The sequence below is a fragment of the Undibacterium sp. 14-3-2 genome, assembly GCF_016595265.1.
Taxonomy (GTDB): Bacteria; Pseudomonadota; Gammaproteobacteria; order Burkholderiales; family Burkholderiaceae_D; genus Undibacterium; species Undibacterium aquatile.
On record NZ_JAENGS010000001.1, the window covers coordinates 626240 to 650878 of the forward strand.

At 48.5% G+C, this 24639-nt stretch carries 22 protein-coding genes; 14 read left to right on the forward strand and 8 right to left on the reverse strand.

Annotated elements, in window-relative coordinates:
• Positions 1–108 precede the first annotated feature (108 nt).
• The 13 genes from Undi14_RS02840 (at position 109) to Undi14_RS02900 (ending at position 15415) form a co-directional block, all read left to right on the forward strand.
• Positions 109–1185 carry a pilus assembly protein PilM gene (locus tag Undi14_RS02840; RefSeq protein WP_200177825.1) on the forward strand — a complete coding sequence of 359 codons (1077 nt, stop codon included), beginning with the start codon at positions 109–111 and terminating at the stop codon, positions 1183–1185.
• A complete protein-coding gene (locus Undi14_RS02845) occupies positions 1185–1817 on the forward strand; it encodes a PilN domain-containing protein (RefSeq protein WP_186896300.1) in 633 nt (210 codons plus the stop codon). The genes Undi14_RS02840 and Undi14_RS02845 overlap by 1 nt, the downstream gene beginning before the upstream one ends.
• Positions 1818–1838: 21 nt before the next feature.
• The gene (locus Undi14_RS02850) at positions 1839–2489 is read left to right on the forward strand and encodes a type 4a pilus biogenesis protein PilO (protein WP_200177826.1); all 651 of its coding nucleotides are present in this window, start codon (positions 1839–1841) and stop codon (positions 2487–2489) included.
• Positions 2486–3022 (forward strand): pilus assembly protein PilP, encoded by a 537-nt coding sequence (locus Undi14_RS02855; protein ID WP_234030373.1) that lies wholly within the window; start codon positions 2486–2488, stop codon positions 3020–3022. Before Undi14_RS02850 ends, Undi14_RS02855 begins: the two co-directional genes overlap by 4 nt.
• Positions 3019–5166, forward strand: coding sequence for a type IV pilus secretin PilQ (gene pilQ, locus Undi14_RS02860; RefSeq protein ID WP_370589870.1), 2148 nt, complete (start codon positions 3019–3021; stop codon positions 5164–5166). Before Undi14_RS02855 ends, pilQ begins: the two co-directional genes overlap by 4 nt.
• A 58-nt stretch (positions 5167–5224) precedes the next feature.
• Positions 5225–6607 carry a hypothetical protein gene (locus tag Undi14_RS02865; RefSeq protein WP_200177827.1) on the forward strand — a complete coding sequence of 461 codons (1383 nt, stop codon included), beginning with the start codon at positions 5225–5227 and terminating at the stop codon, positions 6605–6607.
• Positions 6608–6626: 19 nt separating this feature from the next.
• Positions 6627–8282: a bifunctional shikimate kinase/3-dehydroquinate synthase AroKB gene (aroKB, locus tag Undi14_RS02870; RefSeq protein ID WP_200177828.1), complete on the forward strand. Its 1656-nt coding sequence runs from the start codon at positions 6627–6629 to the stop codon at positions 8280–8282.
• Positions 8279–9433 (forward strand): deoxyguanosinetriphosphate triphosphohydrolase, encoded by a 1155-nt coding sequence (locus Undi14_RS02875; RefSeq protein ID WP_200177829.1) that lies wholly within the window; start codon positions 8279–8281, stop codon positions 9431–9433. The genes aroKB and Undi14_RS02875 overlap by 4 nt, the downstream gene beginning before the upstream one ends.
• Before the next feature lie 35 nt (positions 9434–9468).
• Positions 9469–10173: a DUF4197 domain-containing protein gene (locus Undi14_RS02880; protein WP_200177830.1), complete on the forward strand. Its 705-nt coding sequence runs from the start codon at positions 9469–9471 to the stop codon at positions 10171–10173.
• A 310-nt stretch (positions 10174–10483) separates the two neighbouring features.
• Positions 10484–11641 carry an ABC transporter substrate-binding protein gene (locus tag Undi14_RS02885; protein WP_200177831.1) on the forward strand — a complete coding sequence of 386 codons (1158 nt, stop codon included), beginning with the start codon at positions 10484–10486 and terminating at the stop codon, positions 11639–11641.
• Between the two features lie 170 nt (positions 11642–11811).
• On the forward strand, positions 11812–12702 hold the full coding sequence (locus Undi14_RS02890; RefSeq protein ID WP_186896308.1) for a branched-chain amino acid ABC transporter permease: 891 nt from the start codon (positions 11812–11814) through the stop codon (positions 12700–12702).
• 9 nt (positions 12703–12711) lie between these two features.
• On the forward strand, positions 12712–14676 hold the full coding sequence (locus Undi14_RS02895; protein WP_200177832.1) for an ATP-binding cassette domain-containing protein: 1965 nt from the start codon (positions 12712–12714) through the stop codon (positions 14674–14676).
• A gap of 10 nt (positions 14677–14686) precedes the next feature.
• Complete coding sequence (locus Undi14_RS02900; RefSeq protein ID WP_200177833.1) at positions 14687–15415, forward strand: ABC transporter ATP-binding protein; 729 nt, start codon at positions 14687–14689, stop codon at positions 15413–15415.
• Positions 15416–15766: 351 nt separating this feature from the next.
• Here Undi14_RS02900 and Undi14_RS02905 read toward each other — a convergent pair whose 3' ends face one another.
• The 8 genes from Undi14_RS02905 to Undi14_RS02940 form a co-directional block, all read right to left on the reverse strand.
• Entirely contained in the window at positions 15767–16861 is a 1095-nt protein-coding gene (locus Undi14_RS02905) for an enoyl-CoA hydratase/isomerase family protein (RefSeq protein WP_200177834.1), read from the reverse strand.
• Positions 16862–17010: 149 nt separating this feature from the next.
• Positions 17011–17355, reverse strand: a complete 345-nt coding sequence (hpf, locus tag Undi14_RS02910) for a ribosome hibernation-promoting factor, HPF/YfiA family (protein ID WP_186884677.1) — start codon at positions 17353–17355, stop codon at positions 17011–17013.
• Positions 17356–17464: 109 nt separating this feature from the next.
• On the reverse strand, positions 17465–18946 hold the full coding sequence (locus Undi14_RS02915) for an RNA polymerase factor sigma-54 (protein WP_200177835.1): 1482 nt from the start codon (positions 18944–18946) through the stop codon (positions 17465–17467).
• Positions 18947–18957: 11 nt separating this feature from the next.
• Entirely contained in the window at positions 18958–19710 is a 753-nt protein-coding gene (gene lptB, locus Undi14_RS02920; RefSeq protein ID WP_186884679.1) for an LPS export ABC transporter ATP-binding protein, read from the reverse strand.
• A 1-nt stretch (position 19711) separates the two neighbouring features.
• Positions 19712–20287, reverse strand: coding sequence for a lipopolysaccharide transport periplasmic protein LptA (lptA, locus tag Undi14_RS02925; RefSeq protein WP_186884680.1), 576 nt, complete (start codon positions 20285–20287; stop codon positions 19712–19714).
• Between the two features lie 58 nt (positions 20288–20345).
• Entirely contained in the window at positions 20346–20966 is a 621-nt protein-coding gene (gene lptC, locus Undi14_RS02930) for an LPS export ABC transporter periplasmic protein LptC (RefSeq protein WP_186896312.1), read from the reverse strand.
• Positions 20963–21487 (reverse strand): HAD family hydrolase, encoded by a 525-nt coding sequence (locus Undi14_RS02935; protein ID WP_186896313.1) that lies wholly within the window; start codon positions 21485–21487, stop codon positions 20963–20965. Before Undi14_RS02935 ends, lptC begins: the two co-directional genes overlap by 4 nt.
• On the reverse strand, positions 21487–22527 hold the full coding sequence (locus Undi14_RS02940) for an SIS domain-containing protein (RefSeq protein WP_186896314.1): 1041 nt from the start codon (positions 22525–22527) through the stop codon (positions 21487–21489). Before Undi14_RS02940 ends, Undi14_RS02935 begins: the two co-directional genes overlap by 1 nt.
• A 124-nt stretch (positions 22528–22651) precedes the next feature.
• Between Undi14_RS02940 and Undi14_RS02945 the strand changes: the two genes are divergently transcribed.
• Entirely contained in the window at positions 22652–24634 is a 1983-nt protein-coding gene (locus Undi14_RS02945) for a cation:proton antiporter (protein ID WP_370589872.1), read from the forward strand.
• Positions 24635–24639 lie beyond the last annotated feature (5 nt).

Below are 24639 nucleotides of genomic sequence, written 5' to 3' on the forward strand. Positions count from 1 at the left end.
GTTTTCATTGATGGGTTTGTTTCAATTTGTAAAAAACGAACACTGAAGTGTTTAAAAAACGAACACTGTCGTGTTTAAAAAAACGGATGTGTTCATGAGGGGGTATTCTTGGCTTTAGATCTTGCTTCACTGCTCGGCAGAAAAAATCCGCCTCTTATCGGGTTGGATATCAGTTCGTTTGATATCAAACTGGTCGAACTTTCTGAGGGTAGCGATAAAGAATACCGGCTGGAACGCTATGCTTCCGAGCCTTTGCCTAAGGGCGCGATTCTGGATGGCAATATTGAAAACATCGAGCAGGTTTCTGACACGATTCGAAAATTGCTGAAGAAAAGTGGTTCCGGTTCAAAGAATGCTGCGGTTGCCATGCCTGCTGCAGCGGTCATTACAAAGAAAATATTTTTACCTGCAACGTTGAGTGATCAGGCCTTGGAAGTGCAGGTTGAATCTGAAGCAAGCCAATATATTCCGTTTTCTATGGATGAAGTCAGTCTTGATTTTTGTGTGATCGGCCCGGCTGCAAATCACGAAGATGTCGAAGTGATGCTGGCCGCCTCACGTAAAGAAAAAATTGAAGACCGGGTTGCTGTTGTTCAGGCAGCGGGATTGCAGGCAAAAGTAATGGATATTGAGTCCTATGCGGCTCGCGCTGCAATGCAGCGTCTGATTGAAAAACAGGCCAACGAGGGACGTGATCAGGTTTTTGCCATTTTCCAGATTGGTACCAAACGAACTTATATCTACATCATGTTCAATGGTGAAGTGGTTTATGAACGTGAGCAGCAATTTGGCGGTGGGCAACTGACTCAGGATATCGTCAGGAATTACGGACTCTCGCAGGAAGAAGCTGAAATTAAAAAGAAAAACGGTGATCTACCTGATAGTTATGAAATGGAGTTGCTTGAGCCATTTTTAGAGAATGCTGCGTTAGAAGTAACCCGCGCAATTCAGTTTTTCTTTACGTCCACTCCTTATACAAGAGTTGATCAGATTTTTCTGACAGGTGGTTGTGCTGTTGTCGCAGGACTTGTTGATATTGTCGCTGAGCGTACGAAGATTTCGACCGCGGTTATCAGTCCGTTTAAGGGGATGGAATTGGGTACAGGAGTAAATGAAAAAGCTTTGCGCAGTGAAGCACCTGCTTACACCGTTGCTTGCGGTCTCGCGCTGCGGAGATTTGACTAATGATAAAAATTAATCTTCTCCCTCATCGAGAGGAAAAGCGTAAACAGCGGGTTAAAGACTTTTATTCCCTCTTGCTGTTGGCGGTGATCATTGGTGCGTTAATCGTTGTGGTGGTTGGTGTATTTAATGCGCGAGAGCTTGCTATACAAACAGACAGGGTGAATTTCATCAAGAGCGAAAATGCAAAGCTCGACGAGAAAATTAAAGAAATCGCTACTTTGAAGCAAGAAATTGACTCTTTGAAAGCGCGCCAGCAGGCCGTAGAAGATTTGCAGAGTGACCGGAATCAGCCAGTGTTTTTATTGAGTGAGCTGGTCACGCATACTCCTGAAGGCGTTTATTTGCGTGCGTTGAAACAGGATGGACAGCGTGTGACCTTGAATGGGTATGCTCAATCGCAAGAGCGGGTCGCTGAGTTTATTCGTAATCTAAGCAATAACTCTGAATGGATGTTTAAGCCGGAGCTGATTGATATCCACACAACAGGAATCGGACAAGGAAGGGACGCTAAAAAAGTTTCAGACTTTACTGTGAATGTTGGCATTAAACGCCCGCGTGAAAAAGAAGAATCGGCATCCGGCGTTGTGGCGAACCCGGTAAAAAATACGAGTGCTCCGAGTCCTGCTCGATAATGTAAAAAGGGAAGATCAGGAATGGCAACAAATGCAAAAGAATTTTTTGAAGGAATCAGCGAGCAATTCCGTGACCTGAATGGATTACATCCTGGTTTGTGGCCTATTGCCCCGAGAGTCGCTATGGCTTTTGGCTTGACGGTAGTGGTTCTGGTACTAGGTTGGTTTTTTTACTGGGATGGACAAACAGAGGAAATAAACCAAAAGCTGCAAGAAGAAGTCAAGTTGAAGCAGGACTACCGCGACAAAATGCAGCAAGCGATTAATCTGGATGCTTTGAAAGATCAACGCGGCTTGGTGTTGCAATATGTCGCCACGATGGAAAAGCAATTGCCGAGCAAGGCTGAAATGTATGCGTTGCTGTCAGATATTAATCAGGCGGGAACAGGACGAGGGTTGCAATTTGATTCGTTTAAACCTGGTGTCGTTATTGTCAAAGATTACTATGCCGAATTGCCGATTGATATCAAACTTGCTGGCAGCTACCATGATTTAGGCGAATTTGTTGCTGACATCGCAAAATTACCGAGGATCGTAACTTTGAATAACCTGGCTCTGACAAGCAGCAAAGATGGCGGGTTGACTTTGGATGTCGTCGCTAAAACATTCCGTTATCTGGATAAGGACGAAGTTTTAGCTCAGGCTAACCTGAAAAAGGCAGCAAAGAAATGATGTTTAGATATTTCAAAATATTAATATTGCTGTTGCCAGCAATTTTACTTGCCGGTTGTGGCGACAATGGTGTTTCTGAACTGACAGAGTGGATGAACTCAGTGAAGAAAGAGACCAAATTATCGATTCCTAAGCTGAGTCCACCTAAAGTGTATGTTCCTGTTGCTTATTCTGGTGCAGCAGATATTGATCCTTTTAATCCCGCTAAGCTTCTTGTTGTTCTGGCACGAATGAGAGATTCCGGTAATGGTTTTAAACCTGATATGGACAGGAGGAAAGAAGCTTTAGAGGCATTCCCTCTTGATGCGTTAAAAATGGTTGGTGTGATTGAAAAATCCGGAGTTAAGCAAGCTTTGGTGCAAGCAGATAAAACCGTTTTTCAGGCGAAAGCTGGTGGTTACATTGGACAAAATTTTGGCCTGATGACACGAATTACTGATTCTGAGATTGAAATTAAAGAAACCATTCAAGATGCATCAGGGGAGTGGGTTGAACGTAACGTTAAGCTTGAGTTGCAGGAGAGTAAGAAATGAACGCGTTGATAAATATAAGTAAAAGGGGCGCCATGTTTTTTAAAGCCTGTATCTTTACTATGCTGGGCACTTGCCAGTTAGCTTTTGCCCAATCGAACAGTATCGAGTCAGTTGTTGCCAACCAACAAGGTTCTAATATTGTTGTGAAAGTTGGTTTGAAAAATCCAATCACAAAATTACCGGCTGGGTTTTCTATCGCGAATCCGGCTCGCATCGCACTTGATTTTGCTGATGTTTCGAATGCAACGGGCAAGGCAACGGTCGATGTCAATATCGGCGATTTACGTACAGTTACGCTTGTCGAGGCCTCAGGCCGTTCCCGGATGATATTCAACCTGAATAAGCCGTTGAATTACGCAACCGTGATCGAAGGTAAATTTCTGATTGTTACTATTGATGGTTCTGGCGGTGTTGCAACCGCAGTTAACTCACAAGGGTTGCCTGTTAATACTGAGAGCCCGATATCGACAAAGCCACAGATACGTGACATTGATTTCCGTCGCGGAGTTGCTGGCGATGGTCGGATAGTTGTTGATCTGCCTTTGAATCAGATTGCTGTGGACGTGCGTCAACAAGGACAAAAGATTTTGGTGACGTTCCAGAAAGTTGGTTTGCCCGAGGTCTTACGTAAGCGTTTAGATGTCGCTGACTTTGGTTCTCCTGTGCAGATTATTACCACTACTCCAGTCGGTGATAACGTGCAGATGGTGATTGAGCCAAAAGGATTATGGGAACAAAGTAGCTATCAAAGTGATACGCAGTTTGTGCTTGAGGTGAAGCCTATCAAAGAAGATCCGAACAAGCTGACGCAGGGGACACAAGGTTATCGGGGTGAACGTCTGTCATTTAATTTCCAGAACATCGAAGTTCGGGCAATTTTACAAATTATCGCCGAAGTAAGTGGTTTGAACGTTATCGCCAGCGATACTGTAACCGGAACTATTACTTTACGTCTGAAAGACGTTCCATGGGATCAGGCGTTGGACAATATTATGCAAATCAAGGGTCTTGATATGCGTAAGAACGGTAATGTGATCTGGATTGCACCTAAAGATGAATTGTTGACGAAAGAGAAACTGGAACTGGAACAAAAAGCACAGATTGCTGAGTTGGAACCAGTGAAGACTGAATCTTTTCAGTTAAATTATCAAAAAGCCGAAGCATTTAAGCAGGTATTTGGTATGGATGGTTCGTCAACAAACAGAATTTTATCGAAGCGAGGTAGTGCCGTTATAGAGCCTCGTACTAATCAGATATTTATTACTGACATTCCTTCGAAACTTGAAGAAGTCAGGAAGTTGGTTCAAAAAACAGATATCGCTTCAAAGCAAGTGTTGATTGAGGCAAGGATTGTTGAAGCAGATGATAAATTCAGTAAAAATCTAGGTGCAAAATTAGGGTTCACGGATCTGCGTGGCTTACGCGGTGGTGATGCAGGATATTCTGTCAGTGGAAATCAACGCGTCGCTTTAACCGGTAATTATTTGGGTGTTGGTGAGCAAACTGGTCAGGCTAAGATTACCGATCAGAGTTTCGTGCCTAACTCACAGTTTGTCAGTCTGCCTGCTGCGGGTATTAATGGATCAACACCAGGTAGTTTGGCTATCAGTTTGTTCTCAGCTGCCGCAAATCGCTTCTTGAATTTAGAGTTATCTGCACTGGAAGCCGATGGTAAAGGTAAGATTATCTCCAGCCCACGGGTTGTTACTGCGGATCAATTGAAGGCGTTAATCGAGCAAGGTACTGAATTACCGTACTTGGTGGCGACATCTAGCGGTGCTACATCAATTTTCTTCCGTAAAGCAACTTTGAGGTTGGAAGTGACGCCTCAGATTACTCCGGATGGCAACGTCATACTGGATGTTGAAGTGCATAAAGACAGTGTTGGTCAGGAAACACGTATGGGTTATGCAATTGATACTAAAGAAGTAAAAACGATGGTCTTGGTTGAAAATGGAGGTACCGTTGTGTTAGGTGGAATTTTCCAACAGACCGAACGTGATAATATTACGAAAATACCATTTTTTGGTGATATCCCGCTGTTTGGTAACTTGTTTAAGAATACCGGCCGCACAAATGACAAAACTGAATTGTTAATCTTCATTACGCCTAAAATCGTAACTGATAAGTTTAGTGTGAAGTAATGCTGAACTTAGACTAACGCGCAGATTTGATAATTTTTAGCTTAACTACAGGTGTTACATGAAGACGTTTTTTCAAATAGTTTCTGGACTATTTTTGCTGGCAATCTTATCCGCGTGCGGTGGCGGAGGCGGTTCTGCCGGCACTAGCATGAACGGAGCTGCCTTGTTTACAACTGCGGCCGACAAGATTCAGATGCTTTATGGAGAAACTAAAACCTTTACAGTGGGCGGCGGTGTTCCATCATATTCTGTATCAAGTTCCGGAGCTGTTTCTGCGAAGGTGAGCGGCACTACACTGACCATCGAGACTACTGCAACCGGCACTGGTACTGTCACAGTTACTGACAAAGTCGGAACGAAGGTAGCCATTGATGTCACTGTCGGTACTGGAGCAGCACTGAGCACTACTGCTCCTGCGTCCGTCAGTGTTGGTGTTGGTGCGGTTACATCGAAGTACTTTATTACTGGTGGAACTGGGGTGTACGCGGTAAATAGCAGCGATACGTCTATTGCCAATGTTGGGATGTCAGACAATATTTTTGTTATTGGCGGTGTCAGTACGGGTACAACAACGGTCGTTGTAAAAGACAATGCAGGACAATCTGTGAGTATAGCTGTTACGGTGATTGGCGGGACTCGGTCTCTGTTCACCACAGCACCTTCTGCAGTAACAGTTCCATCAGGTAAAACAGTCTCTTACTCGATTTCTGGTGGTTCGGCACCTTACTCGGTTTCCAGTAATAACTCAGGTGCGGCTGACGTAAGCTTAAAACAAAATGGTACTGATTTTGATATCAACGCCATTGCGGCCGGGGCTGCTAATATTGTCGTGACCGACGCATCCCGTAGTTCGGTCACCATTGCGGTAACTGTAACGACTCCAGCCGCAGGTACATTGTCTGTTTTGCCTGCTGGTGCTTCTGGTAGTGTCGGTGATACCTTAAAGTTTAATGTCGTTGGGGGCGTATTACCTTATAAAGTTACCAATACTAATGATAGTATTGCCTTGGTTACAGCGTCCAGTAATGGATCTTCATTTACTGCGGCTTTAGGAAATGTAGGTAGCACAATTGTTACCATCATTGATTCCTTAGGAACAACCAGCAATATTACTATTGTAGTCAATGCTAATGCGTCAACTCTCCGTCTGGCGCCGAATGCTATCGAAGTCAGCGAACAATCGGTTGAATCTTTCCAATTGAAGATTTATGGTGGTTCTGCACCATATACTGCTTTCACTAGTGATCCTCAGTTTGGCTTAGTATCTATTTCAGGAAATACATATACGGTTGCAGCACCAGGCGGTACTAATCGTCGATGTGTAACAACGACAACTGCGTTGGGTGTATATCCAGTATCTCTCACAGTGGTTGATAGTTTGGGTGCGTCTGCTGTTAGTATTATGTCGGTCAGAGATACTTTAGACGCTACTTGTAAATAATGGGATTTTAAGCAAGATAGTGTCGAATAATATTTTCTTAGTAGGTTTGATGGGCTCCGGCAAAACAACAGTTGGCCGGGCCCTGGCAAAGAAGCTTAATAAACGTTTCATTGATTCAGATCACGAAATCGAGGCGCGTACAGGCGTTTCGATTCCGGTGATTTTTGAAATTGAAGGTGAAGTCAGTTTTCGTCAGCGAGAGGCTGAGGTGATACGTGACTTAACCGCGCAAGATGGTATCGTGCTGGCAACAGGTGGTGGTGCTATTCTGAATCATGATAGCCGTCGTTACCTGCAAGAGCGCGGTACCGTTATTTATTTGCACGCGAGTGTAAATAGTATTCTCCAGCGTACCCGCAACGATAAAAATCGCCCTTTGCTTCGTACAGCAGATCCGCGTAAAAAACTCGAAGAACTTGAGTCTCAACGTCACCCCTTATATCAGGAAATTGCTGATTTAGTCATAGAAACCGGACGTCCGAATGTTCAGTATCTGGTACAGAACATTCTGGATAAGTTGCCCCGGTCCAATGTCAGCGAGCGATTTCCGCAGAAACATCTCAGCATGCATAAAACAGAAGCTGGATTTCACACACTGAATGTCGAGTTAGGCGATAGGTCTTACCCTATCACTATCGGTGCTGGGGTATTAAATGATGCCTCCGTATTGCCAGATCGCATCAAAGGTAAAAGCGTCGTTATCGTCACCAACACGGTGGTCGCCCCTTTGTACTTGTCTTCTCTTGAAAAAACGCTGCGCAGTATTGGCAAGACATGTAGTGCTGTGATTCTTCCTGATGGTGAGGAGTATAAACACTGGGGCAGTCTGATGATGATTTTTGATCATTTACTGGAGCAAAAGTGTGATCGTAAAACCACTTTGGTTGCGCTGGGCGGTGGCGTGATCGGTGATATGACAGGATTTGCTGCCGCTACATACATGCGCGGTGTTCCATTCGTGCAGATTCCAACGACCTTATTGTCTCAGGTGGATTCGTCGGTCGGCGGTAAGACTGGCATTAATCATCCGCTCGGCAAGAATATGATCGGCGCGTTTTATCAGCCTCAGGCCGTTATTGCAGACACCTCAACTCTGACTACGCTACCGGATAATGAATTATCCGCAGGTCTGGCTGAAATTATCAAACATGGCGCGATCATTGATCTGGCTTTTTTTGAGTGGCTGGAGGCTAACATGTTGAAGCTACGGGCAAGAGATGAACAAGCCCTGGCTTATGCGGTTATCCGCTCGTGCGAAATTAAAGCCGATGTCGTCAGACAGGACGAGCGGGAAGGTGGTTTGCGCGCAATTTTGAATTTCGGACATACCTTCGGACATGCGATTGAATCTGGTCTGGGATATGGAAAATGGCTGCATGGTGAAGCGGTTGGCTGTGGCATGGTCATGGCTGCGGATCTTTCCTGCCGCTTAGGTTGTATTGATTTTGTGACTAAAACCAGAATTAAACAGCTAGTCGAAGCTGCGGGTTTACCGATCATTGCACCGGACCTTGGCGAACAGCGTTGGTTAGAATTAATGGAAGTGGATAAGAAAAATGAAGGTGGGCAAATCAAATTTATTTTGCTAAAACCTTTAGGGCATTCCGTCATTACCAATGTGCCGGAAGAGTTATTATTACAAACCTTACGTCACTGTATTCTTGACCATAAATGAATTTCACAGACGACCATTTAGCACCATACGCCGCCCAATCAGCAACATCACGAGGGCGGCTTTTTATTGAGCCGTCATCCGGTTCGCGCACTGAGTTTCAACGCGACCGGGATCGTATCATTCATTGTTCGGCGTTCCGGCGGCTGGAATATAAGACCCAGGTGTTCGTGAATCACGAAGGCGATTTGTTCAGGACCCGGCTGACGCACAGCCTGGAAGTCGCGCAGATAGGTCGTTCTATCGCGCGTAACCTGAGGCTCAACGAAGATTTGGTGGAAGCGATTGCACTCGCCCATGATCTCGGTCATACACCTTTCGGTCATGCGGGGCAGGACGCCTTAAATGCCTGCATGCAGCCTTACGGTGGCTTCGAACATAACCTGCAAAGCCTGCGCATCGTAGATCAACTCGAGGAGCGATATGCTGGCTTTGACGGATTGAACTTATGCTTTGAAACACGCGAAGGTATCCTCAAGCATTGCTCCTTGTCCAATGCCACTGCACTCGGCGATGTTGGGCAGCGGTTTATCAATAAAACTCAGCCTGGTCTTGAAGCGCAACTGACAAATCTGGCAGATGAAATCGCCTATAACAATCATGATATTGATGACGGACTACGCTCCGGGTTGCTGACTGAGGCGCAGATGATGGAAGTCGATTTCTTCGCCCGCCATCGTGCTGAGGTTAGTGCGGCATATCTGGGTGTACAGGGGCGCCGGGCAATTTCAGAAACCATACGACGCATGATTAACACCCTGATCACTGATCTGATTGAAACCTCTGCATCGCGTATCCGAGATTGTGCCCCTCAATCTGTCGATGATGTCAGAAACAGCAGCAAACTGATCGCTTTCTCCGATGCCAGATTCGAAGAAGCCAAATTGCTTAAGCAATTTTTACATCACCATTTGTACCGGCATTATCAGGTCAACCGTATGACGTCGAAGGCGCGCAGAATCATTAAAGAATTATTCGACGCGATGATAGCTGAGCCTAACTTGCTACCGCCAGATTATCAGGTGGCGCATGAATCGCAGAATCACGACAACGGTAATTTACAAGCGCGAAAAATAGCCGATTACATCGCCGGCATGACTGATCGTTATGCAATACGTGAACACAGACGCCTGTTTTCTATGCAAGAAATTTAATCTGCTGCTGTATCAAATTTATTGTGGAGTTTGTTATGTTTTCTGATCATTCCTTATCTAAAAGACGCATTCTACTGGCTGCTTCGCTGACGATGATAGCGATGTCTGTCTACGCAATGTCTTTCAGTGATTTAAGTAATAAAGATGCCAGCACTGGCTTGAAAGCGGCGCTGGACAAAGGCAGTGTCGCCGCGGTCGCCAAACTTGGCGTGGAAAACGGTTTTCTGAATAATGATAAGGTCAGAATACCGCTGCCATCCGTGCTGGAAAAAGCGCGGCCAATATTGAAAATGACCGGAAAGTCGCAGCAGCTCGATGAGCTTGTGTTGTCAATGAACCGTGCTGCTGAATCAGCCGTACCATTGGCGAAGCCGTTGTTAATCAACGCGGTCAAATCAATGACATTGAGCGACGCAAAAAATATTCTGACTGGCGGCGAGACATCGGTCACCGTTTTTTTCAAAGAGAAAACAGCGGCACCGTTAGCGGTCAAATTTTTGCCTCTGGTGAAGAATGTGACGGATAAGGCAGGTTTATCTTCTAAGTACAACAATATGATGGGGCAAGCACAGAAATTCGGCGTGGTCCCGGCACAAGAGTCAACGGTGGAAGGCTATGTGACGCAGCGAGCATTAGATGGTCTGTATCTCATGATTGCGGAAGAAGAAAAGGCGATACGCAAAGATCCGCTTGGTTCAGGCAGTAAAGCGATCAGCCAGGTTTTCAGTTTACTGAAATAAGCGACCGCAGTGCTGCATGTTGATTGTCTCTTTTTGCGCTCTTGACAAAAATCAATTCCGATCAGGATTGGTGAAAAAAATTTCGACTTTTGATGAAATAGATTTGGTGAAAAATCGTTTTATCTACGGAAACCCAGAAAACATGAGGTCTTCAACGGGATTACGAATGACGAGTGTTGACGAAAAATAGCTTGCGTAGTTTTACTTAAGTAGCTTTTGTTGCAATGCAAAAAGAATTTTCTGGTAATTTGTATGGGTAGTACGTCGAAAAGCAAATATTCAAATTCATACAAATAATCTGGAGACCGACATGTCATACAAAATGAAAGCTGTTATTGCATCTGCACTCGTAAGCTGGTCCGTGGCAGGTATTGCTGCCGAACCGATCAAGATTGGCGTTTCCGGCCCGCTGACTGGCGGCTCTGCACCGATGGGCGTTTCGATGCGCGATGGCGTCAAAATTGCTGTTGCTGAAATCAATGCAAAAGGCGGTGTACTTGGTCGTCAGTTCCAACTCGTTGAACGTGATGATGAAGCAAAAAATGAGCGTGGCGTTCAGGTCGCGCAAGAACTGATTAATAAAGAAAAAGTGGTCGCTACCGTCGGCTACGCAAACACCGGCGTGGCTCTGGCTTCACAGCGCTTCTATCAGGAAGCTAAAATTCCGGTCATGAATAACATCGCTACCGGTACTGCAATCACCAAGCAGTTCGTTGCGCCAGAACACAAAGATAACTACATCTTCCGTATTGCTGCCAGTGATACGATTCAATCCGCAATGATTGTGGAAGAAGCGATCGGCAAGCATAAATTCACTAAAGTGGCGATTCTTGCTGACTCCACCAACTACGGACAATTAGGCCGCGAAGATCTGGAAAAAGCGCTGGCAGCAAAAGGCATCAAGCCGGTTGCAGTTGAAAAATTCAACATCAAAGATGTGGATATGACAGCGCAATTGCTGAAAGCCAAACAAGGCGGCGCACAGGCGATCCTGACTTACGGTATTGGCCCTGAATTAGCGCAGATCGCCAATGGTATGGAAAAGCTTGGATGGAAAGTACCGATGATAGGCAGCTGGACATTATCGATGGGTAACTTCCTCGATAACGCTGGCAAAAACGGCGATGGCGCACGTATGCCACAGACCTTCATTCAAGACGCGACAACACCGAAACGCAAGTCCTTCATCGATGCCTATCAGAAGGCTTACAAAGTTGACCGCATTCCTTCCCCAGTCTCAGCAGCACAAGGCTACGACTCTATCTACGTACTCGCAGCAGCGATCAAACAGGCCGGTACTACTGACGGCGTGAAAGTTCGTGAAGCACTCGAAAATCTGACTGAAAAAGTCGATGGTGTTGTAACGACTTACAACAAACCATTTACCCACGACGATCACGAAGCGATCAAAACTGGTATTCCAGTGATGGGTGAAGCCAAAGGCGGTCACATCGTTCTGGCTAAATAAAACGTCGTTTTTTAGCTGTCATCAGAGTCAGGTCTGCGGCAATTTAGGCAAGATCTGACTCGTTTCTCTGTACTGCATCATCAAGACCACATCGCTTGCATCGACTGGCTCGGCCATGTCTGCAGCTGTTATGTGCGTCTTGTGTCGTGCTCTCCATTAGGTAAATGAAAATGGAAATTTTATTACAGTTAGTGTTCAGTGGTATCGCTCTTGGCATGATCTACGCGGTCATCGCATTTGGATATCAACTGACCTTCGCCACTTCCGGCACCCTGAATTTCGGTCAGGGCGAATCATTGATGCTGGGCGCGCTGGTTGGCCTGAGTGTGGTCGGTAATATTCATGGTGGCCCTTACATGAATTACTGGCTGATGATTCCTATCGTCATCGTCTTCGGTGGCTTGCAAGGGATGTTCGTTGAATGGATAGGTGTGCGTCCGGCGATCAAAATCAAATCAGAGTTTGGCTGGATTATGTCCACGATTGCGCTCGCGATTATTTTTAAAAACGTCGCTGAAAATATCTGGGGTAAAGACGATCTGACTTTCCCGTCGCCGTTGTCTGCTGCACCGTTTCAAATTTTCGGCGCCAATGTACAGGCGATGCAAGTCGTCGTCGTCGTTGGCGCGCTGGCGATCATGCTGGCGGTGGAATTATTCAATCGTAAATCGATTTACGGTAAAGCCGTGGTGGCAACCTCTAATGACCGTGATGCGGCTGGCCTGATGGGGATTAACACCAGCCTAGTCATCACCTTCTCTTATGCCTTATCGTCGGCCACAGCGGCGTTTGCGGGCGTGCTGGTGGCACCGTTGACGCTGACTGGTGCAACGATGGGTTCGGCACTGGGTCTGAAGGCATTTGCGGTGGCGATTATCGGCGGTCTGACTTCCGGTGTCGGTGCAATTGTCGGTGGCCTGATTTTAGGTGTGGCGGAAACGCTCACAGGTTTTTATATCTCGACAGGTTATAAAGAAGTACCTGGCCTGGTATTGCTGTTGCTGGTTCTGGCATTTAAACCTGCTGGTCTGTTCGGCAAAGCAGCGATCAAAAAGGTATAAGGAATAAACATGAACAAGAAAACCTTAGCTTTTTCAATTCTCGGCATTATTGCCCTGATACTGTTTCCGATGATAGTACATAACCCGTACTACATACATCTCGCCGAAACGATTTTAATTTACGCGATTTTATTGTTCGGTCTGGACATCGTTGTCGGTTACACCGGCCAGGTATCGCTCGGACATGCAGGTCTGTTCGGAATCGGCTCGTACACCACAGGCGTGCTGTATTTCAAGCTGGGTATGCCGATTTTGGTGGCGCTCCCCGCCAGTATCGGTGTGACCGCTATTTTTGGAGCCTTGCTGGCCTTGCCTGCGCTGCGCGTCACCGGCCCTTATCTGGCGATGGTGACACTGGCATTCGGCACCATTATTCAGATTCTGATCAACGAAATGACGTTTCTGACCGAAGGCCCGATGGGGATCAAGGTTGCGAAGCCAATTCTGTTTGGTCAAAAACTGAGTGAAGTCGGTAACTTCTATTTGGTCGCCGGCATGATGGTCGTGGCGATGATTGTGGTGCATCGCATTTTGCGCTCGCATCTCGGCCGTGCTTTTCAGGCCTTGCGTGACAGCCCGATCGCGTCTGATTGCATGGGCGTTTCCGTCTATCGCTATAAAGTGTATGCGTTCATTATCAGTGCGGCACTGGCTGGTCTGTCGGGTAGCCTGTATGCGTATTCCGAAGAATACATTTCGCCGAATACGTATAACTTTGAGCTGACGATTATGTTCTTGCTCGCAGTGATCATGGGTGGCCGCAAGTCGCGTATCGGTTCTTTGCTGGGGGCGTTTATTGTGGTGATGCTGCCGTCGTTACTGGCAGACATTGAGCTGTTCCGCAAGATTGCGACCGTTGCTGCGGTGATTGGTATTGCCGGTGCTGCCTTTACTATCGCCAAGGGACGTAAAACAGCGAAGGAATTGCTGGTGCCGGTAGCAGCAGTTGTCGGTATGGCGATCTTCTCCTACAAGCTGGAAAATATCACTGACTGGCGCCTGACGGTGTTCGGTCTGATGACCTTGTTCGTCGTGTATTACCTGCAGGATGGTATCGTCGGTTTCGTCAATTCCTTGTTAGGTAAAGGCCCACGCCACTTACTGGCAAAAGCCGGTGAGCTGAGTGGGGGGGAAGATCTGGCGATTGTCAAAGCCAACGGCGAACGTGTCGGCGTGTTGTTAAGCGCACGCCAGTTGCTGATGCAATTCGGCGGCTTGAAAGCGCTGAATCAGGTGGATTTGCAAATCGCCAAAGGCACGGTACATGGCCTGATTGGACCGAATGGTTCCGGTAAGAGCACCATGATGAACGTGCTGACCGGTATCTATAAACCTACCGATGGTGTGGTCGAGTTTGGCGGCAAAGTGATCTCCGGCACCACACCTTCAGAAATCGCGCTGGGCGGTGTTGCACGGACTTTCCAGAACGTGCAACTGTTCGGTGAAATGACCGCAACAGAAAACGTGCTGGTTGGCTTGCACAATACTTTCCGCAGCAATGTGTTTGACGTGATGATACATAGCCCGCGCTATCTGCGTGAAGAGCGCGAAGCGCGTGCACGGGCAGCGAGTATTCTGAACTTTGTTGGTCTGGCTGATCTGGCGAATGAAGAAGCGCGGAATCTGCCTTACGGCAAGCAACGCCTGCTGGAAATCGGTCGCGCACTGGGTCTGAATCCACAGTTGCTGTTGCTGGATGAGCCTGCGGCTGGTCTCACCGCACCGGACATCAAAGACCTCATCGCGATCATTCGTAAAATCCGCGAGCACGATATCACCATCATTCTGATTGAACATCACATGGACGTGGTGATGTCGATTTGCGATACCGTGACCGTGCTCGATTTTGGTCAGAAAATTTCTGAAGGCAAGCCAGCCGAAGTGCAGGCAGACCCGAAAGTAATTGAAGCGTATCTCGGTGGCAGCGTCAGTGAAGACCTGGGTGCATCTGTCCCATCGACCGCCACCGCCTGAGGAGATCAGTATGTTAAGTATTTCAAATTTACACGCGGCCTATGGCAAAGTGGAAGTCTTGCACGGCATTTCGCTTGAAGTGCCTAAGGGCAAAGTGGTGACGCTGATAGGCTCGAATGGCGCTGGCAAAACCACAACCATGCGCGCGATTTCCGGCATGCTGAAACCAAAACAGGGCACCGTCACTTTGCATGGTAAAGATGTGACTGGCCTGGATTCGCATAAGATAGCGCGCGCTGGCCTTGCCCATTCTCCGGAAGGTCGGCGTGTGTTTGCCACGATGTCGGTGACGGATAATTTACTGCTAGGCGCGTTTCCGCGTTTTACCCGTTCGCGTCCGCGTGGCGATATCGAAAGCGATCTGCAAAAAGCGATGGAATTATTCCCTCGTCTGCGTGAACGCCGTCACCAACTGGCCGGTACTTTATCCGGTGGTGAGCAGCAAATGCTGGCAATGGCGCGCGCCGTCATGCTGAATCCGGAAGTGATTTTGCTGGATGAACCATCGATGGGGCTTGCGCCGATCCTGGTGGATGAAGTGTTTCGTATCATCCAGCGACTCAAGCAGGAAGGCCGCACCATGTTATTGGTTGAGCAGTTTGCCGCCGCCGCACTTGCTGTTGCTGATTACGGTTACGTCTTGGAAAATGGCCGCATCTCGGTGCATGGTCCAGCCGATAAATTGCAAAATGATCCGGCAGTGAAAGCGGCGTATCTGGGTGGCGGCTCACATCATTAAATGAAGTAAGTCAAAAATGAAATTGAAAGAGGGGGAGTTCATATACTCCCCCTCTTTTTTTATAAAATCGGTCTATTGTCATCAGAAAATAAGGGAGGTTTACATATACTGGGGGGAGTATATTTTATGCTCAGAATGGTATTTCCTGATACTTCGTTGCAGGATGTGTCGTGATCTGATACTAAACACGGATGCGATAAAAATACCGCCACATTTTTTAAGCAGCGTTCCATGAAAAAGCGCCCATCACTTTATTGCGTGATGGGCGCTGTTGTGATGATGCCGGAAAAAACGTGCTGGCAAATCTGTCAGTAAATCTGTCAGTGAAATTGCTCAGAAACCTGTCCGCTATTAACCCTGCAAATGCCGCAGCGGATGTGCGTGTCCCGGCCACACTTCGGTAAAAAATTGATCAACTTGTTCCTGACTCACATCGCGCAGATGCGCGGGCGACCATTGCGGCATATTGTCTTTATCGACCACTAAGGCTCGCACGCCTTCCAGCACTTCTCCGTGCTTGAAACAATGACGCACCATGGTGCGCTCCATGCGCAGACAGTCAGACACATTCTGACCTGCACCGCGCCGTAGTTGTTCGAGAGTGACGCACATCAGTAAAGGCGAACGCTTCTCCATCGTGACCAGCGTTTGTTGGGCAAATGCATCGCTGTTGTTGCTTAATTTTTCTGCGATGGCCAGCACGTTGTTGCCACTGAAAAACTGATCAATCAAGGCGCGCTGGCCGGCAAGTTTGCTGCTGGCCGGATTGGCCTGCGACACAAATGGCGCAGCAAATTCACGGATCGCCAGCCGTATATCCTGCGCGTTGCTGGTCTCCAGCATGGACAGTAATGCCGGTAACTCGGACGTCGGAATATAGACGTCGGCGAGGCCTGCATACAAGGCATCTGCGGCGGCGATGATGTCGCCAGTCAGACCGAGATAAGTACCGATTTCCCCCGGTGTTCGCGACAGGAAATAACTGCCGCCTACATCGGGAAATAAACCGATGTTCACTTCCGGCATCGCCATTTTGGTACGCTCGGTCACGATGCGCAGACGGCAATTTTCACCTGCTTGCGCAATGCCCATACCGCCACCCATCACCACACCATTCATCAACGCGATGTAGGGTTTGGGGTAAAAATGTATCAAATGATTTAACGCATATTCTTCGGTAAAAAAATCTTCAAGCAGGGCGCTGTCACCGCTCGGTGTGGCGGTGCCGACATCATAAAAAAAACGGATATCGCCGCCAGCGCAAAATGCTTTTTCACTACTGCTGTGAATGAATACTGCACGGATCGTTGTATCGTCTCGCCATGCCAATAAAGTGGCGGTGAGTGCGCGCACCATCTCCAGTGATAAGGAGTTCAATGCTTTGGGACGGTCGAGAGTGATGTAGCCGATCTGATTTTTAACCGAGGTGATTACGTATTCGCTCATGTAGATACCATTAACATAGTCGTGACAGGGCATTCATTTTATTCCTGTTTGCACATCGTCAGTACGACAAAAATAACAAAAAACAGATAACAAAAAAGGACGCTATTGGCGTCCTTGTTTTGGAGTCCCGTTAAGCGCGGGGTTGGCGATTATGCCGATGCAGGATCGGGGATATGTTTGATCGCATCGCGATCGTGACCCTGGACTTTATCTTTATGTTTTATCACCTGACGATCCAGTTTATCAATCAGTGTGTCAATGGCTGCGTACAAATCATGCGCCAGACTTTCAACATGAATATCTTTACCGCTGATATGCAGGTCAATGTCGGCTTTGTGCCGTTTCTCTTTTTCGCTCAGTTTGTCGACGGTCAGCGTGACGGTAATGTCAATGACCTGATCAAAGTGGCGCCGGATGCGTTCCAGCTTGGTATGTACATATTCACGAATGGCAGGAGTGACTTCGACGTGATGTCCACTGATGGTGAGATTCATACTGTGCTCCTATAGTGATATTACTTGCTATTAACGATAAGCTCATTTCGTTTTTACTGCGTTGAGCTAAATCATATATAGCAATTCAAACCGTGATTACAAGGACGTCTTACAAAGATTTACGCAAACTCACTGGCGGAATTTTCAGGGCTTCACGGTATTTGGCAACGGTCCGTCGGGCTATTACCATGCCCTGTTCGCCCAGCATGTCTGCAATTTTGCTATCAGAGAGTGGGCTTTTCTGGTCTTCTGCTCCTATCAACTGCTTGATGAGTGCACGTATCGCGGTGGAAGATGCTTCACCCCCTGTTTCCGTCGCGACATGGCTGCCGAAAAAATATTTCAACTCAAACATACCATGCGGGGTCAGCATGTATTTCTGGGTCGTTACACGAGAAATAGTGCTCTCGTGTAGACCTAGTGTATCAGCTATTTCGCGCAAAACAAGGGGGCGCATCGCGACTGCACCATGCGTAAAAAAGTTACGTTGTCTTTCAACTATCGCTTGCGATACACGCAAAATAGTATCGAAACGCTGACGCATATTTTTGATCAGCCAGCGTGCTTCCTGTAACTGCGTTCCCAGTCCTGCTTCGCCACGGTTTTGCCGCATGATATTGGCGTACATACTACTGACGCGCAGTTTCGGCATCACATCCTGATTCAGTAAAACCTGCCAGCCATTACCACTTTTTTTGACGATCACATCAGGCACTGCATAGTCCGAACTGCTGGTGGCAAATGTGATGCCGGGACGTGGTTCACACTGTCGTATGACTGCTTGTGCCTCACGTAAATCTTCGTCATCGCAGCCGAATATTTTTTTTAATTTAGTGAAGTCTCGCTGTGCAAATAAAGTCAGCTGAGTCTCCACCACGGCCAGTGCAAGACGACGTGTGACAAAAGGAATTTTTGGCAGACGCCTGATCTGTAGCGCCAGACATTCTGATAAATTTCTGGCACCGACGCCGGGCGGATCGAAACTCTGCAGCATCTTCAGCGCAAACGACAATTCATCTTCTTCAATTAACAATTCTATCGGCAGACCGGCATGAATTTCTTCCAGACTTTCTGTCAGATAGCCGTTGTCATCCAGTGTGTCGATGATCAGTTCCAGCAACGCACGATCACGCGGTTCCCTGAGCGTCAGACGCATCTGTTCGAGCAAGTATTCGCGTAAGCTGATGTGCGCCGCTTCCAGTTGCGGACGTCCCTCATCTTCGTCGCTGTTAGATGCACCGGAAGGCGCGTCGTTAAAACTCCATTCTTCCTCATTGGCGCTGACGCTGTCGTTGACTGGCACATCGGCGTCGGCCGTCGTTTCTTGCGGCGTATTGTTGTCAGCCTGAGCGGCGCTTTCCATGCCTGCATCCGGTGTCGTACTTGTGTTATTGATCGCACCGTCCGCCAGTAAGCGAACCGCATTATCCATAGGATCGTCGACACGCTCCAGCATAGGATTTTCTATCAGCAGTGTTTCCAGCTCCTGATGCAGTTCCAGCGTTGACAGTTGCAACAGCCGTATTGATTGCTGCAGTTGAGGCGTCAGTGCAAGATGCTGTGAAGTACGTAGTTGCAGGCTTTGTTTCATAAGGCGTCCCGTTACATCCGGAAATGTTCTCCGAGATAGACGCGTCGCACGGACTCATTCTGAATGATATCGTCGGGTTTGCCGCTGGCTAATACCGAGCCTTGATTGATGATGTAGGCGTGGTCACAAATGCCCAGTGTCTCACGCACATTATGATCTGTGATTAACACGCCGATGCCGCGTTCTTTGAGGAAGCGGACAATCCGTTGAATCTCAATGACTGCGATAGGATCAACACCGGCAAAAGGTTCATCGAGCAGAACAAAGCGCGGGTTCGTCGCGAGTGCGCGCGCAATCTCAACCCGGCGTCGTTCACCGCCCGATAAAGCAAGCGCCTGACTGTCACGGATTTTTTCTATCTGCAGATCGGTCAGCAAACTATCCAGACGTTGCCGGATTTTTTTCTCAGACAAAAATTTTCCTTCTTTGTCTCTTTGCAGTTCGAGCACGGCGCGGATATTTTCTTCCACCGTCAACTTGCGAAACACCGATGCTTCCTGCGGCAGATACGACAGACCGAGTACGGCGCGCTGATGTATCGGTAAATCAGAAACGTTCGTATCGTCGATATTGATTTCACCGGAATCCGAAGGCACGAGTCCGACGATCATGTAAAAAGAGGTGGTTTTACCTGCACCGTTCGGCCCTAACAAACCGACGACTTCACCGCTTCTCACCAACAGCGAGACATCACGCACCACTTGTCGTGCGCCATAGCGTTTTTGCAGACCTTTGACGGTCAGCGTACTGTCTTTTGATGCCATCTTAATTTGCCTGTTTTTCAGTTCTTGGTTGTATCGTGGTTTTGATGCGACCGCCACCTGAAACTGACTGACCTGAGCTGGAATTGACGCCAACAAAGACATCGTTTTTACTGTCGTAAGAGAGGAATTCACCTTCTTGCTGCTGAGTGACTTTGCTGCCATCAAGATAGCGTATCTGCGCTTTGGACAGAAATTTTACAAACTCAGTTTTTTCATCGTATTCGGCTTTTTCTGATTCGCCTTCGACCCACAGATCAGGACCGCCATCGCGTTTTTGGCGAAAGCTGATTTTTGCACCGGGTTTGGCAGTCAGTACCACGTGCTGGAATTCATCCGCACTTTTTGTCACGACGGCTTTTTCAGCTTTGACTTTCAGCGTACCGCGTACTACCACGACATCGCCTGAAAATGTACTGACATTGGTTTTACCATTATTTAAAAACTGATCTGCTTCTATCGTCATTTCTTTGAGACTGTCTGCTTTTTCAGCATGAACGCCGGACGCTGACAGCAAAGTCACAAGGGCTAACGTCCATGAGTTCAGTACCAGATAAACTGATTTTTTTTCGGGGCGCATGTTTTACTCTCTGACTTGTTGATGTTGATGAAGTGAATAAATATCTTTGTGCATGTCTTTATTTATGTTTTGACAGGCGCGCATGTACTTTACTTAGCAGGCGTAATTCCTGATTCGTATTGTTAGCCATCATGCCGGTGGCAAGGGTTTCGCCATTATCCGTAATCAGCTTAATGCGTTGATCGGTCTTCACGATGTCGGCATCGGGCAGTAATTGCAGATATTCAGTTTCCACCCGCATGAAACTGGAGTTGAGTCCCAGCGGTCTTTCGACTGTGACCTGATCATAAAGATGCACCACGTCTTCTGTGCGTTTGGGTGTCAGCACTTCCGATTTCTGTTCCACAACCGCGCGTCCGGCATTGATCGTAATCGGTGTGCGCTGCGCATCAAAGCTACTGATACGCGGCTCTTTGATATCGTATTGATCTGTGCGCGGTAAATGAATCAGACTTTTTCCGGTGACATGATAATTCGCTTTACCGTTATTCGAGAGTTTGATGAAATTGAAATTCTCTACGTAATAATCCGGTTCCAGACGTGCCGATGCCCGGTTGTAGTCATCAGCACCCTGACGGCGCACCGTGTCATACAGCCAGAAACTGCCAAGTGCAACGACGCCGACAGCAGCGATTGCCATCCAGATGCGTGCACGGTCGATAGTGATTTGTGCCTTCATGCGAGGTATTCTGCCAGAACGCTGTCGTACTTGTTTTGCGCACGTAAAATGAAGTCGCAGACTTCCCGCGCCGCGCCTTTACCACCGCTGGCGGTCGTCACATGATGCACGCGCTGGCGCACTTCGGCGTGTCCGTTTGGAACGCTGGCCGCGAAACCGACGCGGGTCAGAACCGGCAGATCGATCACGTCGTCACCGATGAAGCCACATTCGTCTGCGGGTATGCTGAGCTCATTCAACAACTGCAGAAACGCCGTCTTTTTATCATGGATACCCTGACGTACATGGGTGATACCGAGGTCAGCGGCACGCCGCGCAACGATCGGTGATTGCCGGGCACTGATGATCGCAGTGGCAATGCCTGCATTTTGCAGCAGGCGTATGCCTTGCCCATCGAGCACGTTGAATGTTTTCAGTGCTTCTCCGTCTGCACCGAAGTGCAGGCTGCCATCGGTCAGAATACCGTCGACATCAAAGATCATCAGTCTGATTTTTGCGGCTCTTGTGCTTGCGTCGGACATTAAATCACCTTGGCGCGGGTCAGATCGTGAATATGCAGGGCACCGACTAATCTGTCATGCTCATCCGTCACCAGCAATTGGTTGATGCGATAGGTTTCCATGATGTCGACGGCTTCGACAGCCAATTGATCGGCGCGTATGCTGCGTGGATTCTTGTGCATCACGTCAGCAATCTGAATTTGCGTGAAATCGCGCACATCTTCCATCAGGCGGCGTAAATCACCATCGGTGAAAACGCCGATAATTTTTCGTTCGGCATCAATGACTGCCGTCATCGCCATGCCTTTTTTGGTTATTTCCAGCAATGCCGTGGTCAGCCGGGTTTCGGGTGTTACACATGGCACCGCGTCACCGGTGCGCATCACATCTTTGACATAGGTCAGCAAACGGCGTCCCAGCGCGCCACCCGGGTGGGAACGTGCGAAATCTTCTTCGCGAAAGCCGCGCGCATCCAATACTGCGACGGCCAGCGCATCGCCCAAAGCGAGTGTCACCGTGGTGCTTGCTGTCGGCGCCAGATTCAGCGGGCAGGCTTCTTTATCGACGTGCAGATTCAGATGTACATCGGCCAGTTTCGCCAGACTCGATTGCGGATTGCCTGTCAGTGAAATCAGTTTGACGCCAAGGCGTTTGATGATCGGCAAAATAGAGATTAATTCCGCCGCTTCACCAGAATAGGAAATCGCGATGAACACATCATGTTTGGTCACCATGCCCAGATCACCGTGCGCTGCTTCTGCCGGGTGGATAAAAAACGACGGTGTGCCGGTGGAGGCGAAGGTGGCTGAAATCTTGCGGGCGATATGGCCGGATTTACCGATGCCGGAAACGACCACACGACCGTTGCATGAAAGCAGCATCTTTACTGCAACGGCAAAACTCGCAGCGTCTTCAGAATTAAGCCTGTTTTGTAAGGCAATCAGCGCATCTGCTTCGATTTGCAGGGTCGTGGATGCCAGTTGCACCGCGCGTTGCGCGGCGATCGAGGACGCATCGTCTGCAGTCGTCTCGTTAAATGGGGTTGCGTTCAGATCATTCATGCCTGAAGTATAAACGAAATCCTATAAGCAAAAACTCTGCCAGACGTAACGAAATGCATATTCAGTCGATATTGTTAACGAGATATGACGGAAGCATTGGCATAAATCGGCAATAATGTCCTTTATGAACGCCCTTGATACTACTCTGTCTCTGTTAGCTGCCGCGGTTCTCGGGGTTGTTGTTTTTCGTCTGTGGCAATTGCCGCCGATTCTGGGTTATCTCGTGGTCGGCGTGCTGATCGGTCCGTTCGGCCTCGGGTTTGCCGACGATGGCGCAGTCACGCACGAACTTGCCGAGTTTGGCGTGGTGTTTCTGATGTTTTCTATCGGGCTGGAATTCTCTTTGCCCAAGCTGATGACGATGCGCAAGGCGGTATTCGGCTTAGGGATGGCGCAGGTATTCGTGACGATTGCGGTTAGCCTGGTGGCGGCACGCTTAGCGAGCATCTGGTTGCCGCAGTATTTCCAGATCGGCTGGGAAGCTGCTTTTGCCTTAGGCGGTGCACTGGCGATGTCATCGACAGCGATCGTTTCCAAAATGCTGACGGAGCGGCTGGAGTTAGAAAGCCTGCACGGGCGGCAGATTATCAGCATCCTGTTGTTTCAGGATCTGGCGGTGGTGCCGTTGCTGATCCTGATTCCGGCGCTGGCTTCACATTCTTCTGATCTGCTGCAAAACCTCGCCTGGGCAAGTGCGAAGGCGACTCTAGTCTTGATTTTATTACTGGTCGTCGGGCAAAAGGTGATACGCGCCTGGTTTCGTGTGGTGGTGAAGCAGCGTTCGCAAGAGTTATTTATGCTTAATCTTTTGCTGATTACGCTGGGGGCTGCTTGGCTGACTGACAAGGCCGGGCTATCAATGGCACTGGGGGCATTTGTGGCGGGGATGCTGATTTCAGAAACTGAATACCGCGTTCAGGTGGAGGAAGAAATCAAGCCTTTCCGCGACGTGTTGCTGGGGCTGTTTTTTATCACCGTCGGCATGCTGCTGAATTGGCGGCTGGTGGTTGAACATCTGTGGTTAGTGTTGTTGCTATTTATTTTGCCGATGGTCATCAAGCTGTTGTTGATCGCCGGCCTGGCGAAATTGTTTGGCAATTCGACCAGTGTTTCTTTGCGCACCGGTCTGGCACTGGCGCAGGCTGGTGAGTTTGGCTTTGTTTTACTAAACCAGGCCGGTGATCTGCATCTGATACCCCCGCAATTGCTGCAGGTGATACTGGCCTCGATGGTGTTATCGATGCTGGTATCGCCGTTTATTCTGGCGAAATCAGACATCATCGTCATGAAGTTTTCCGCCAACGAATGGATGATGCAATCACTCGCCCTGACACAAATTGCCGCCCGCACGATGAATGCGAAAAAGCACGTGATCATCGCCGGTTTCGGGCGCAGCGGGCAAAGTCTGGCGCGTCTGCTGGAAGAGGAGGGGATCACCTATCACGCGCTGGATCTCGACCCTGATCGTGTGCAGGAAGCGCAGATGGCGGGCGCAAATGTTTCGTATGGCGATGCGGCGCGCCGTGAAAGCCTGACGGCGGCTGGTATTAACCGCGCGGCCGCGCTGGTCGTGACGTATACCAGCACTGCCTCGGCGTTGAAAATTCTGCATTTCGTGAATGAACTCAATCCTGCTTTGCCGGTGATCGTACGCAGCCACGATGATGCGGATCTGGATAAACTCAGGTCCGCTGGCGCCACCGAGGTGGTGCCTGAATTAATGGAAGGCAGCCTGATGCTGGCATCGCATGCGCTGGTGATTCTTGGTGTGCCGCTACGCCGTGTTGTGCATCGCGTGCAGGCGGCACGTGATGAGCGCTATGAATCGCTGCGGGGATTTTTCCGTGGTGCCAGCGATGCGTCCGATAGCCCGGAAGCGATGCAGATCCGTTTGCATACGATCGTTTTGAATGAGCGGGCAACGGCAACAGGTAAATCCCTGCAAGAGATATGCCTGACGGAAACAGGGGCGGATGTGCATGTGGTGCGCCGTGGCCGCCAGCGTCTGGCGCATGCCGAAACGATCGTTTTACAGGCAGGCGATGTGATCGTCGTGCGCGGAACATCAGAAGCAGTCGCAAGAGCAGAGCAGCGACTGCTAAAATAGCGGGT

Coding starts and splice junctions, on each gene's coding strand:
- Undi14_RS02845 (WP_186896300.1), top strand. CDS start 1,185: ATGATAAAAATTAATCTTCTCCCTCATCGAGAGGAAAAGCGTAAACAG.
- Undi14_RS02850 (WP_200177826.1), top strand. CDS start 1,839: ATGGCAACAAATGCAAAAGAATTTTTTGAAGGAATCAGCGAGCAATTC.
- Undi14_RS02855 (WP_234030373.1), top strand. CDS start 2,486: ATGATGTTTAGATATTTCAAAATATTAATATTGCTGTTGCCAGCAATT.
- pilQ (WP_370589870.1), top strand. CDS start 3,019: ATGAACGCGTTGATAAATATAAGTAAAAGGGGCGCCATGTTTTTTAAA.
- Undi14_RS02865 (WP_200177827.1), top strand. CDS start 5,225: ATGAAGACGTTTTTTCAAATAGTTTCTGGACTATTTTTGCTGGCAATC.
- Undi14_RS02875 (WP_200177829.1), top strand. CDS start 8,279: ATGAATTTCACAGACGACCATTTAGCACCATACGCCGCCCAATCAGCA.
- Undi14_RS02880 (WP_200177830.1), top strand. CDS start 9,469: ATGTTTTCTGATCATTCCTTATCTAAAAGACGCATTCTACTGGCTGCT.
- Undi14_RS02885 (WP_200177831.1), top strand. CDS start 10,484: ATGTCATACAAAATGAAAGCTGTTATTGCATCTGCACTCGTAAGCTGG.
- Undi14_RS02890 (WP_186896308.1), top strand. CDS start 11,812: ATGGAAATTTTATTACAGTTAGTGTTCAGTGGTATCGCTCTTGGCATG.
- Undi14_RS02895 (WP_200177832.1), top strand. CDS start 12,712: ATGAACAAGAAAACCTTAGCTTTTTCAATTCTCGGCATTATTGCCCTG.
- Undi14_RS02900 (WP_200177833.1), top strand. CDS start 14,687: ATGTTAAGTATTTCAAATTTACACGCGGCCTATGGCAAAGTGGAAGTC.
- Undi14_RS02905 (WP_200177834.1), bottom strand. CDS start 16,861: ATGAGCGAATACGTAATCACCTCGGTTAAAAATCAGATCGGCTACATC.
- hpf (WP_186884677.1), bottom strand. CDS start 17,355: ATGAATCTCACCATCAGTGGACATCACGTCGAAGTCACTCCTGCCATT.
- Undi14_RS02915 (WP_200177835.1), bottom strand. CDS start 18,946: ATGAAACAAAGCCTGCAACTACGTACTTCACAGCATCTTGCACTGACG.
- lptB (WP_186884679.1), bottom strand. CDS start 19,710: ATGGCATCAAAAGACAGTACGCTGACCGTCAAAGGTCTGCAAAAACGC.
- lptA (WP_186884680.1), bottom strand. CDS start 20,287: ATGCGCCCCGAAAAAAAATCAGTTTATCTGGTACTGAACTCATGGACG.
- lptC (WP_186896312.1), bottom strand. CDS start 20,966: ATGAAGGCACAAATCACTATCGACCGTGCACGCATCTGGATGGCAATC.
- Undi14_RS02935 (WP_186896313.1), bottom strand. CDS start 21,487: ATGTCCGACGCAAGCACAAGAGCCGCAAAAATCAGACTGATGATCTTT.
- Undi14_RS02940 (WP_186896314.1), bottom strand. CDS start 22,527: ATGAATGATCTGAACGCAACCCCATTTAACGAGACGACTGCAGACGAT.
- Undi14_RS02945 (WP_370589872.1), top strand. CDS start 22,652: ATGAACGCCCTTGATACTACTCTGTCTCTGTTAGCTGCCGCGGTTCTC.